The 13,236-nt window shown below is 41.8% G+C and carries 9 protein-coding genes; 3 read left to right on the top strand and 6 right to left on the bottom strand.

The features are described from left to right. Positions 1-272: 272 nt before the first annotated feature. The 6 genes from J7K40_00315 to J7K40_00340 form a co-directional block, all read right to left on the bottom strand. A complete protein-coding gene (locus J7K40_00315) occupies positions 273-1,655 on the bottom strand; it encodes an MATE family efflux transporter (protein MCD6160841.1) in 1,383 nt (460 codons plus the stop codon). Position 1,656: 1 nt separating this feature from the next. Further along, complete coding sequence (locus tag J7K40_00320; GenBank protein MCD6160842.1) at positions 1,657-3,627, bottom strand: S9 family peptidase; 1,971 nt, start codon at positions 3,625-3,627, stop codon at positions 1,657-1,659. 749 nt (positions 3,628-4,376) lie between these two features. Further along, positions 4,377-6,593 (bottom strand): type I DNA topoisomerase, encoded by a 2,217-nt coding sequence (topA, locus tag J7K40_00325; protein ID MCD6160843.1) that lies wholly within the window; start codon positions 6,591-6,593, stop codon positions 4,377-4,379. Positions 6,594-6,620: 27 nt separating this feature from the next. Beyond that, positions 6,621-6,875, bottom strand: a complete 255-nt coding sequence (locus J7K40_00330; protein MCD6160844.1) for a DNA-directed RNA polymerase subunit omega — start codon at positions 6,873-6,875, stop codon at positions 6,621-6,623. A gap of 32 nt (positions 6,876-6,907) precedes the next feature. After that, positions 6,908-7,537, bottom strand: a complete 630-nt coding sequence (gene gmk, locus J7K40_00335; protein ID MCD6160845.1) for a guanylate kinase — start codon at positions 7,535-7,537, stop codon at positions 6,908-6,910. Between the two features lie 131 nt (positions 7,538-7,668). Further along, a complete protein-coding gene (locus tag J7K40_00340) occupies positions 7,669-8,547 on the bottom strand; it encodes a YicC family protein (GenBank protein MCD6160846.1) in 879 nt (292 codons plus the stop codon). Between the two features lie 93 nt (positions 8,548-8,640). Between J7K40_00340 and J7K40_00345 the strand changes: the two genes are divergently transcribed. The 3 genes from J7K40_00345 to lepA all read left to right on the top strand — a co-directional run bounded on the left by J7K40_00345 (position 8,641) and on the right by lepA (position 13,095). Then, positions 8,641-10,158, top strand: a complete 1,518-nt coding sequence (locus J7K40_00345; protein ID MCD6160847.1) for a DUF814 domain-containing protein — start codon at positions 8,641-8,643, stop codon at positions 10,156-10,158. Positions 10,159-10,272: 114 nt separating this feature from the next. Beyond that, positions 10,273-10,812 (top strand): orotate phosphoribosyltransferase, encoded by a 540-nt coding sequence (pyrE, locus tag J7K40_00350; GenBank protein MCD6160848.1) that lies wholly within the window; start codon positions 10,273-10,275, stop codon positions 10,810-10,812. Positions 10,813-11,301: 489 nt separating this feature from the next. Continuing rightward, positions 11,302-13,095, top strand: coding sequence for a translation elongation factor 4 (gene lepA, locus J7K40_00355; protein ID MCD6160849.1), 1,794 nt, complete (start codon positions 11,302-11,304; stop codon positions 13,093-13,095). The last annotated feature ends 141 nt before the right edge of the window (positions 13,096-13,236 follow it).

Genomic DNA, 13,236 nt, shown 5'->3' on the forward strand with positions numbered 1-13,236 from the left:
ATAACAAGAATACCATGCCCCGTGTCCGCAGACAGGCGGGCGCCGGCAGGCAGGAAGTGTCGGCATGACCAATCTATAGATTCCCAATCAAGTTGGGAATGACGCGGACGGTGTTGGGAATGACGGCGGACGGTGTTGGGAATGACGGCGGACGGTGTTGGGAATGACGCGGGCAGTGTGAGAATGACATCACTATAACATCCGCCTAAGGCGGACAAAAGGCCGGACAGTAGTGAATATTCATCTAATCCGAATTAATAAATATCGAACCGCTAAATTTTATATGTCAGCCACCGTCCCCGCTGGTAATATATAAAGAACAACATGGATGTTAGCAAGCCTGCCCCGGTAATAGTCCACCAGATAGCATTTTGTGAATAGCCAAGATGAACGGTTAAAATATAAACAGGAATTATTTCTAACCCCCAGGCATGAATAATATTTAATACCATCGACGGCATATTAAAACCAACGCCAAGATGAATCTGTCCAACCATTAAAAAGAGCCCAATAAAAGGGAATCCTAAAGCGAGTATTTTAAGCATTTCGCTTCCCAGAGATATTGTTTGGGGATTATCAAAAAACAGGCTGATTATATTGGCTGAAAAAGTAAAAACTGCTAAGCCTAACGTCAACATAATAACAACGCTTAAAAGAATAGCTTGGTCGCCAATTTTTTTAGCGCGTTCATATTTTTCGCCGCCGAGATTATGACCTATCAATGCCGATAAGCCCAGACCTATTCCCACCAGGATAGAGATGCCAAATGCCGACACCTGGTTGCCAACTCCATAAGCGGCTACTACCGATGCGCCGAATGGGGCGACCATCTTTACGATTATCAATCTGGCGCTGGAAAATGACAGGTCGCCAAACCAGGCTGGTATGCCAATTTTGAGCATTTTCCACATCGAAACGATTGAAATGCTCTCCTTACCTTTAAAATGAAGTTTTACATTAGTGAAATCACCGTAGAACAATACTATACCAAGCGCAAATGTCAATACATAGCTAATAATAGAGGCAATAGCTGCACCCTTTATACCTAAAGCCGGAAAACCAAAGTACCCAAACATAAAAATAGGGTCGAGCAGCATGTTTAAAATATTTGACCCAAGCATTAAATATAAAGCCATCTGAGGATTGGCAACACCGCGCATGCCGGTAAAAATCGAATAAGTGGCATACATAACCGGCATACCCAGAAATATAATCTGGCCATATTGGATTCCCATCTCAAGGACTCTTCCCTCGGCGCCGATAAGCGCCAATATATCGCCTGCAAAAATATAACCAATAATGCCGAATATTAGGCCAAAGAACAACTTCAGAACTATAGCTTCTTTAATAGCCTTTTCGGTTAGGTCATAAGTCTTTTCGCCATACCGGCGGGATATAATTGCTACTGAGCCAGGTCCGACAAGTTGATTGAAAGAAAAAAATACCCAAATAATGCTGCCTAAAAATGTTATCGCCGCCACTCCGGTTTCTTTCTCCGGAAGTCTCGATACCCACCAAGTATCGGCAAAATGGTAAATATGATGGGATAAGAAACCGACCATCGAGGGCAAGCCCATTTTCAAAATCGAGCCAAAGATGGAACCTTCGGTATAATCTGTGCGCTGTTTGGTATCCGGGCTGGTATGATTATCCATACTATTTCAATAAATGCTCCATGAAATAAACATATGACCGAGCGTACGAATCGATTACCTGCCGTTTGGAGGTGCCCCAGTGGCCGGTTGATACCTCCTCGAAATAGTTAACATTTTTCCCCAATGCCGAAAGCAAACAACTCCACCGTCTGGGACCGCCGGCAAATACTCTGGGGTCGTTGAAACCGGCTGTTATCAGCATCGGTTTGCTGACATTATCAGCCTTGAAAATCGGCGATAAATCATGCGTCAACTCGCTTCCGATTGGCCCGTATTCGCGTTCCCAACCGGCAAGGAAAGTAACATCTCCATGAGAGTTGCTGTAATCCATATCAGCCTCACCCACCTCGCTTATAGCGCAGGCGAATTTTTCCGGGGCGGTTACTGCCAGATAGTTGACCACATAACCGCCATAAGAAGCGCCCCAAATACCGATATTATCTGGATTCGAATAACCCGCCTCAACTAAGTAATCGAGAGCGGCTATACAATCATCTAAGGCATTATAACGCCCCTCAAGGTTGTCGGCGGCTTCCCATTGGGAACCATAACCGGTTGAGCCTCTAACATTGGGAAACATCATAATAAAACCGTTGGTTAAAGCGAAAGCTATATTCCTCTGGAAATAGGGACGACTCTGACCGGGCGGACCGCCGTGATATTCCACTATGGCAGGGTTTAAGCCATCCTTTTTGGTGCCGGATGGCAAATACAATAATGATGGTATCATGGCGCCATTTTTTGATGGATACTGGATTGCCTTAACCTCTATTTCAGAAAAATCAAAACCGAATGTAGAAACAGCTGCCACAGTTTCCAGACTATCCGCCCCTAAATAGGAATAATAAATAGTCGGTGATTTATTTGGAGAACTGTAACCGAACAAAATGTTTCCCTTGTCATTAGCGCCAAACTCAGAGACTACTCCAATCTCAGTTGGGGGGAAATTAATTTTATTGCCGAAAATATCTATAGCGGCAACCTGCGAGTAGCCATTGCTGTTCAAAATCAATATGCCGGTAGATATCGATCTAATATATTTAAACTCATCAATAGTCATTTTAGGGTTATACAATATTTTTAACCTGTCGGGCTTATTAATATCGATACAAACAAGCTTGTTATACTCATTATCTTTCGATAGTTCATTGGTGATTGTAACTACTCGGTCATCGCCGGTAAAAAATGAGTATTCATACTGGCCCTTTTTAGATATATTTTTTATTTCAAGAGATAATTCATCAACTATAAAAATTTGACTTTCGGAAAACGAAAACCAGCGTTCGCATAATATCAAGCCATCCTGATAATCGCAAATATCAACCCATTCATTCTCAGAATAAAGCGAATCGAGAGAGCCTGTGGGAATAGAATATTTACATAAGACACGGTTGGTATCGCTGGCAACTATCAAAAAGAATTCATCTCTATTTTTGAAAACGACATTAGTATATTCAATTTCCGGGCTTACTAAAAGCGGCTCGAAACTGCCATTACGGTTAAATTTGAATATATCGTGCTTTTCACTGCCGTATTTCATAGCCCCGACCAAAATATAATCGCCAGAGGGGTGCACATGATAATAATAGATAGTATAACCCTCATCAGCCCAGTTATTAGGTGTTACCTGCACCGGCCAGCCCATAGGTGAATCCAAGTAAAAAATATGTTCTATCTCACCGGTCAACCTCATGAGGAAATACATCCGGCCGGTATTGTCTATTTGCGGCGAGGAAATATAGTCGATTCCCATAAGGAACGACAGGTCGTTATATGTCTTATCCCAGTAGGCGGAATTTTGCAGTTTGTCGTTCGTAACTTTATTACAGCTATCAATATAAGCCATAATTTTAGCGGTATCGGATATAACCCATTTATCGATTTCGCTAAGAATCATTTCGGGCTCAGCGGAATAGCAAACCGCCGCCAATAAGATGACGGCAATTGCCATATAATTGTAAAGCCTTCTCATATTTTCTCCAACTTTCAAGTAATTTTAATTGTAGGATAAATCATAATTATTATACACATTAGGAATTAACCTAAATGAGGATGTTTTTGCAATTACTTTTATTTTTATACTGGATTTTGCAGCCATGCCCGCCGGCAGGCAGATTGGAATTTTATCATAGCAGTGATTATCATATAAGAGATTGTTGTGAATCGATATCATTACACATTAGGAAAAAAATAACCTCATGGAAAAGGGAGATATCAGATAATTATCTTAATATTTTTACAACCGTCAACACACCCCTAAATCCCCCGTCACTGGCGGGGGATTTTTTGCAGCGGCGCAATATTTGAAAATGCTGGGAACCTAACTCCCCTCTCAAGAGGGGACTTTCAAATTGCATAATCATATGACGCGTTAACGCAGACATTTAGAGTGGTTAGTGTAAGTCCTCAAGTTTAGAGTGGTTGGTGTACGTCCTCGTGCACCAACGTTCTATTATTCCCCTCTTGGGAGGGGTCAGGGGTGTGTTCTTAATGTTAAATGCTCAACACATTTTAACTCTGGTTACTAAAAGCCGCTTAGCAACCAGGGGAATTCCGAATAATTTATTTATAGTTCTACTGCAAAATCAGGGTTTTATAAATAATGCAGGCGATAAAGCCCTCTTAGCGAAAAGTCAGGAGTCATTTGCTGCCGCAACTTGCTCTATATATATTATTTCACTTTTTAGTTATCAAACGTTGATTGATAATAAGAATATAAGGCTATGTCTTAACTTTTTCGGTTTCCGATTCCTCTATCAACCGATACTTGCAATTGGTGCAGTAAAGATGATCGCCGTGAGTTTTAGTCGATTTTTCAACCATAAAGCTATAACCGCAGGCAGGACATTGCTTGGGAACAGGCTTGGAGTTGACAGCATACTTGCAATCCGGATAACGCGAGCAGGAATAGAATATCCCTCGCCATGATGTTCTTTCAATCAATTCGCCGTCGCAGTCTTTCATCGGACATTTAACACCGGTGGAGATTTTTTCCGTAGTTTTGCATTCGGGATAATTGGAACAGGCAATAAAACGTCCAAATTTACCCTGACGGATTTCCATCTGGGCTCCGCAATTAGGGCATTTTTTATCGATTTTCTCGATTTCCCCCTCCAACGGCTTGGTATTTTTGCAATCAGGGTAGGCGCTGCAAGCTAAAAAGCGTCCGTTGCGGCCATATTTAAGTACCATTGGCGAGCCGCATTTATCGCAAATCTCGTCGGTTTTTTCAATAGTCTGCTTTTTAATATCTTTAGTATTTTTCTCAACCCGCTTGAGGTCCTCGATAAACGGCTTGTAAAAGCCATTTAAGATATCCACCCAGTTATCCTTGCCAAGCTCAATATTGTCAAGTTCATCCTCCATAGTAGCGGTGAAATCGGTATTGAAAACATCCGGGAAATTATCAACCAGAATCTTATTGACTATCTTGCCCAAGTCGGTCGGCTGAAACCGCCGTTTATCCTGCCGGACATACTTGCGAGAACTGAGAGTTGTAATAATCTGGGCATAAGTTGAGGGTCTGCCGATACCTTTTTCCTCCAGCTCTTTAACCAGACTGCCGGAGTTAAATCTCGGTGGTGGTTGAGTAAAATGCTGTTCGGGGAACAGTTCCGATAATTTCAACGACATCCCTTCCTGAAGTTTAGGGATTTTTTTCTTAATATCATCGTCATTACCGCCATTAATATATACTTTTTTAAAACCATCAAACGCTATCTCTTGATGATAAGCTTTGAATAAATACTTGCCGCCTGAGATTTCAACGGTAGTAGTTTTATATTCAGCCGGAGCCATCTGAGAGGCTAAGAAACGCGACCAGATTAGCTGGTAAAGTTTGAATTGATCTTTCGATAAATATTTTTTAACAGCCGCTATATCCCTGAAAGCTGAGGTTGGTCGTATAGCCTCATGCGCCTGCTGAGCATTTTTGCGCGCTTTATGCTTTACCGGCTTGGCTGATATATATTGTTTGCCAAATTTAGCGGTGATATATTCTTTGGCTTCTTTTTTAGCTTCATCGGCAATACGATACGAATCGGTTCGCATGTATGTAATCAGTCCAACCTGGCCTTCATCGCCAATCTCCACACCCTCATATAACTGCTGAGCAGCCATCATTGTCTTTTTATTGCCGAACCCAAGTTTGCTAAAAGCATCCTGCTGAAGAGCGCTGGTAATATATGGCGGCGGCGGTTGGCGTACTAATGAACCTTTTTTAAATGAGGATATTGTAAATGCTTGCTTTTTAATATCACCGCATGTTTTATCAGCTTTGGCCTGACTGTCTATCTCCGGTTTAGCCCCGTCAATTTTCATTAGCTTAGCGGATATTTTCTTGCTCTTATCAACAAAATCAGCATCAAAAGTCCAGTACTCTTGCGGGACAAATTTTTCAATTTCTACCTCGCGCTCACAAATCATCCTCAATGCAACAGATTGAACCCGTCCAGCGGAAAGTCCGTAGGTTATTGTTTTCCATAAAAATGGCGAAACTTTATAGCCAACTAAACGATCGAGAATGCGTCTTGCCTGCTGAGCATAAAATTTATTGATATCAATATCGCCGGCGTTTTGAATTCCCTCAAGGACTGCCTTTTTCGTAATCTCATTGAAAGTAACCCGATAAACCTTGTTTTTCATTTTGCCCAATTTGCTAGCTAAATGATAAGCAATAGCCTCACCCTCTCGATCGGGATCGGGAGCTAAATATACTTCTGATGCTTTACGGCTCTTTTTGATCAGCTCCTTCAGTAAAGCGCCTTTGCCTTTTATGCTTATATATTCAGGTTTGAAACCATTATCAACATCAACGCCAAGTTTTGATTTTGGCAAGTCAATAATATGACCATTTGTCGAGGCAAGCTCGTATCCCTTACCTAAAAATTTCTTAAGCGTTTTAGTTTTCGTGGGTGATTCTACGATTAAAAGTTTCATTAATATATCTTTCGCCCTATACTGCCATTATCCCGGAAACATTTCTTCTTCTGATGGTTTATCTTTTACGATAGAATAATTCACTTTCCCATCAGCTACTTCATTAATAGCCTCGGTAGTAACCTTTAATGGATATCGCGGCAGCGGCGCATCAGGACCTAACTGCTCATACTCTGCGACACGCTTATCATTTATTTTCCTGGCTAACCTGGAAGCTACAATTACCGCTTTATACTTGTTTTTAATTACTTTTTCCAATTTTTGCTTGATACTGTAATCCATAATGCTCCTAACATAAAATTTTATCGGCTTGTTTATTCCAAACCTAAAAGCTTAATTAAAGATTTTTTCCAATATTGTTTATCATTAAGCCGCTTTGTTTTTAATCGTTCGGTTTTAATTATCATGCTTATTTGTTCAACCGCAACGTTAAGATTATTATTAACTGTAATATAATCATACTCAGTCCAGCTTTTCAATTCCTCTGCTGCTGTTTCAATTCGTTTTTTTTGAGCTTCCGTTGTTTCTGTTAGACGTTTTTTCAATCGTCGCTTCAACTCGGTCATACTGGGAGGCATCAGAAAAACAGCAACAGCATCAGGCATTATTTTCTTAATCGATTTTCCGCCCTGAATATCAATATCTAAAAGAACTACTTTACCATAAGCAATAGTTTCCTTTAATTGCTTAATCGGCGTACCATACCAGTGGTTAAGATATTTAGCAGTCTCAATAAAATTGCCGGCTTTTTTATTTCTTGAAAAATCGTTTTCTGTCATAAAGAAATAGTCAATTCCATCTCGTTCGTTTTGTCGAGCAGGACGAGTAGTAGCTGAAACCGAGAACTGAAAATCATCATGCTTTTCGAGAAGCTTGCGGCAAATCGTTGTCTTGCCGGTTCCCGATGGTGATGATATTACAACTGCGAGGCCTGGTTTCATCATTATTTTACAATTCCTTATGAGTTGTTGCTGCTTATTAAGCTGCTAAAAATAATTTTGCTTTTACTGCGAATACCGAGCATTGTTCATTCGGTATATTTTTTATTAATATTATTAACGCCCTAACTTAAGACTTACTCAATGTTTAAAACCTGTTCGCGAAGTTTTTCCAGTTCATCCTTGATGTTTATTGCCAGCAGGGAAATCTGGTAATCTGCCGCTTTTGAGGCTATTGTATTAGCTTCTCTGTTCATCTCCTGAAGGATAAACGATAATCGCTTGCCAACTGCGCCATCCTGATTAAGCGCCTGCCGGTAGCTATCGAAATGTGAATGCAGACGCGTAATCTCCTCGGTTATATCCATTTTCTCAGTGATAATTGCCGCTTCCTGGGCAATACGCTGTTCGTCAACAGGATAATCATTTAAAACTTCCTGAATTTTCTGCTTAAGCTTTTCCCGATAGGCGCTGATATTAGCTGCAGCGATTTCCTTTATGCTATTAACATATTCAGTCAATTTATTTAGTCTATTAATAAAATCGGCATGAAGGTTTTTACCCTCAGCCAACCGCATCCGGTAAAGATGCTCTATTGCTTGACTGCACACCGGTTCAACATCAGCCCATATTTTTTCCATATCGACATCGGCGGTTTTAGCGGTAATAAGATCAGGCAGCGTGATGAAATGCTCGATGCCGATTTTTTCCGAAAGGTTGTAGCGCGCTTTCAAATCGGTTAGCACATTATGATACATATCGGCGATTTCCGTATCTAATGAAAGCCGCCCGGCCGCTTGAATTGTGTTTTCAATAACTAGCGAGAAAAATACTTTACCGCGCTTGACTTTAGCAGACAGAAGTTTTTTAATTTTTTGCTCCAGTTCCATCAAGGTCTTGGGCGTCCGTATCTGCATGTCTAAATAGCGATTGTTCACTGAGGATATTTCCACGACTATTTTGTAATCATCCAAAGCCGTCTCGGCGCAGCCATATCCTGTCATACTTGCAATCATAGTCACCTCGAATCAGCTTGGAAAATATAATAATCTCAACTAAAGTCAATATTTTCTTGACAAACTTATAAAAAATATCTCTTAATGCCAATTATGATAAGGCAAAGACTAACAACTATAGATATAAATATCCTTGCCAGAGAACTAAACAAAACACTTTCCGGTAAGACCATCATTAATATCGAGTTAAAAGCAAATAACGTCCGTTTTCAATTTCCCGATATTATTCTAAGGTATTGTATAACATCAGGTTGCGTTTATCTGATTATTGATAATAACATGCCCAAAGGTAAAAAATGGCTGGCAAACCTTAAGGGCGGGAAAATTGATAACATCAGCCAATATCAACTTGACAGGCTTATCAGATTCAGCATAACCCTGTTTGATAAGCTTGGCAAAAGAAAAGAGTACCACCTTTATTTTGAGTTTTTCCAAAATGGCAATATCCTGATGACTGACGGCGATGATATAATAATAACCAGCTTAAGAAAACCGGAGTTGTCGGGGAGCAAATACCATGCAACTAACCCGCAGGGCTTCAATATATTACATTGCAATGAAAACCACTCACTTAATACTGAGGATGTTAATAAGATAAAATCCTTTAAGTTTATTCAATATTCTGAAATGTTGAATGATAGCCCTCAAAATTTGCTCAAATATATCATAGACCAACAAGAAAATCCCTCGCCGCATATTATTAAAAACGATGATAATGAAATTATAGGTTTTGCTTTTTATAGTCCGCCATATATTGAATCCCTCACCGGCGAAAAAATCGATAGTTTCCTTGAGGCTGTTACACTTTATGTTGCGGCGAATACTGTTGAAAAGCCAACTAAAACCGCTGATTATACTAAGCTTCTGAAAAAAGCTGAAAAGAAACTAAAAGCAATCGAAAAGGAACTTGTCAACGCCAAGGAATATCATAAATACCGCCTCTATGGAGAAATAATTCTTGCCAATATCCGCAATATCAAAAAAAGCGGAAATGATTATATTTTACCGAATCAATATGCTGCCGACCAGGAACATGTCAGGATATCTATTAACCCCGCCTTAAGCCCGAAAAAGAACGCCGATGCCTGTTTTACCAAAGCTCGCAAACTTGAGCATTCTGTGCCGGTATTAATAGACAGGCTCGCCCAGCAAAAAGAGGAAACTATCCGGCTTAGTAAGTTGGCGGATGCTCCGCCAAATGATGAGGCTGAAGAGGAAAAGGAGCTATTAAAACCCGAAATCCTAAAAGCTAAATTGCCTTTCAGGCAATATAAGCTTGATGGCGGCTGGCACGTATATGTCGGCAAGTCGGCTTCCTCTAATGATGAACTGACATTCTCATTCGCTAAAAAGCATGATTTCTGGTTTCATGCCTGGCAGGCGGCGGGGTCGCATTTGGTTTTACGGGGTCCTCAAAAAGGCGCTATTCCCGATAAGAAGATTTTGTATAAAGCCGCCTCGATAGCGGCTTGGTTTTCCAAAGCCAAAGGCTCCGGCAAAGCGCCGGTTATCTATACTGAGGTACGTCATGTGCGAAAGATACGAGGCGTTCTCGGTAAAGTAAATGTCTCGCGCGAAAAACAATTGATGGTAAAACCGGAAAAGCCTTGACCTAAGATTTAGCAATCAATATTATCTTTTCAAGCTGATGAGTCGATAAATCGACATCGATCAGCATTGCCATTAAGCAAGCAATGCTGTTTAATTATGGTTAAGGAGCCGTAAATGTATAAAAAAGAAAAACTAAAAAGCCTTGTGCTCGAAAAAGCTGTCAAACGGGGCGATTTCACTTTGGTGTCCGGCAAAAAATCGAATTACTATATCAACGGCAAGCTGGTGTCGCTGGCCTCTGAGGGGCTGGCGCTTATAGCGGAGTTTTACTTAGCCGAGATAGAGGGCGAAGACATTGAAGCCGTTGGCGGTATGACTATCGGAGCCGATCCGATTGTCGGGGCGATATTGACATTAGCAGACAGTAAAGGCATCAAGCTTGATGGCTTCTTAGTTCGCAAAGAGCCGAAAGGGCATGGCACAAGAAGCCAGGTCGAGGGACCTGTTAAGGATGGCGCTAAAGTCGCTATTATCGAAGATGTAACCACAACCGGCGGTTCATCTTTGAAAGCTATCGAGGCTTTAAAGCCGCTCAATTGCGAAATAGCCAAGGTGATTACTTTGGTAGATCGTCAGCAAGGCGCGGTTGAGAATTTCAAGAAATGGGGCTATAAGTTCAGCTCGATATTTACGAAAGAGGAACTGGGATTGTAGCAATTTCCAGCCGGGGGCAAACTTTATCAACAACTTGGTGCGGTTAGTTAATTATCCCTGCATATTAGCCCAGATTTTACAGTTGAATTATTATAGATTAAATTCAATTATAGGGTGAACGGCATCCGCCTAAGGCGAACCCCTTATTCCCCTCTTGAGAGGGATCAGGGTGGTTGGTATACGTCCTCGTGCACCAACATTTTATTATTCCCCTCTTGAGAGGGGATTTAGGGGTGTGTTGACAGTTGTATTAATAAAACCGTTATTTTCAAGTGCTGTCAGGTCACCATATCTGTCTGATAGCACAGCATCACTAAATAAAGATGTCGGAAGTAACTTCCGACAGCACAGAAAACAAGCTGTATGGCTGACCTGCAATTGAATAAAAAATTGGGAAGCTCTTAATTAATATCTCTATTGACAAGCCGATAACTTATACTATCTTCTCTCCAGAAATTATTGATAAAGGACACGACGATGCGCGATGAAATGAAACATATCCGAAACTTCTGTATAATTGCCCATATCGACCATGGCAAATCGACTCTGGCCGATAGGCTTTTAGAACTTACCAATACTATCGATTTGCGCCATATGAGAAAACAGGTGCTTGATACCATGGACCTCGAACAGGAACGAGGAATCACTATCAAGTCGCACGCTATCAGGATGGAATACAAAGCCGCCGATGGCATCGATTATACGTTAAACCTTATCGATACGCCCGGGCATGTTGATTTTACCTATGAGGTCTCGCGGTCGCTTATGGCCTGCGAGGGCGCGCTTCTGATTGTGGATGCCGCTCAGGGAATTGAGGCGCAGACACTCTCCAACCTTTATATGGCTCTCGAATCCGATTTAGCCATCATCCCGATTATCAATAAAATAGACCTGCCTTCGGCTGACGTTGACCGAGTAAGGGAAGAGATTGTGGGGCTGATTGGCTGCAAACCGGAGGAAATATTAGCTGTTTCCGCCAAACAGGGTATCGGTATCAAGCTGGTGGCTGAGACGATTGTTGAACGCATCAAGCCGCCGGAGGGCGACCCTGATGCCCCAGCGCGGGCGCTGATATTTGATTCCGCATTCGATAATTATCGCGGCGCTATCGCTTATGTCAGGGTTTTCGATGGGACATTCCATAAACGCGACTGGGCGCGATTCTTCTCTCATGATAAAAAGCATGAAATCGATGAACTGGGATATTTAGTTTTGAAATATATCCCTCGCCCGAAACTTACAGCGGGCGAGGTCGGCTATATAATAGGCAATATCCGTCAGGTTTCGGATACCCGCGTAGGTGACACTATTACCACCCGTGAAAAACCGGCATCAAAACCCCTGCCCGGTTTCAAGCAAGCCAAGCCGATGGTGTTTGCCGGCATCTACCCTACCGATGCTGAAAGCTTCGATGTTTTGCGTGAGGCGATGAGCAAACTTCAGCTTAACGACGCCTCCCTGAGATTCGAACCGGAAACCTCAACGGCTTTGGGATTTGGTTTCAGATGCGGCTTTCTGGGTTTATTGCACATGGAGATTATTCAGGAAAGGCTTAGCCGCGAGTATGATATCCCGATTATCACTACCGTTCCCAGTGTTAAGTATCGCGTTATTAATAAGGATGGTTTAGTAATTGAGGTGGATAATCCATCGAAAATGCCCGAGCCCGGCAAAATCGACCGGATAGAGGAACCGTATGTTAGAGCCTCGATAATTGCGCCTGCCGAATATATCGGCGGTTTGATGAAACTCTGCCTTGACCGCCGCGGAATCTACCTTAATACGGAATATATCGACCAGATGCGGGTCAACCTTCATTATGATATACCGCTATCGGAGATTATTTTCGATTTTTTCGACAAGCTCAAGTCAATATCGCGCGGGTATGCATCGCTTGATTATGAATTCAAGGATTACCAGGAATCGAAGCTTGTCCGTTTGGATATCCTTTTAAATAACGACCCGGTTGATGCCCTCTCGGCGATTGTTCATAGCGATAAGGCATATCATTGGGGACGTAGTCTTTGCGAAAAGCTGCGAAAGCTTATCCCCCGTCAGATGTATGAGGTAGCTATTCAGGCGGCAATCGGCACCAGGATTATCTCCCGCGAATCAATCAAACCGCTTCGCAAAAATGTAACCGCCCGCTGTTATGGCGGCGATATTACCCGAAAACGAAAGCTTCTGGAAAGACAAAAAGAGGGTAAAAAGCGGATGAAGCAAGTAGGTACGGTAGAGGTTCCGCAGGAGGCTTTTTTAGCGATTTTGCAGGTGGATAAATAGTTACTACTGTTCGGCCTTTTGTAACGATTCTTTGTTCTTGTTACTTCCCATTGAGTTAGTAAAAGGCTTTCTGGATTCCCGTTTTCGGGCTTGTTGAAAAACCCCTTGATTAATGCTATTGGATATAGTAAAGAATATCAT

The sequence above is a fragment of the Candidatus Zixiibacteriota bacterium genome (assembly GCA_021159005.1).
GTDB lineage: Bacteria > Zixibacteria > MSB-5A5 > UBA10806 > 4484-95 > JAGGSN01.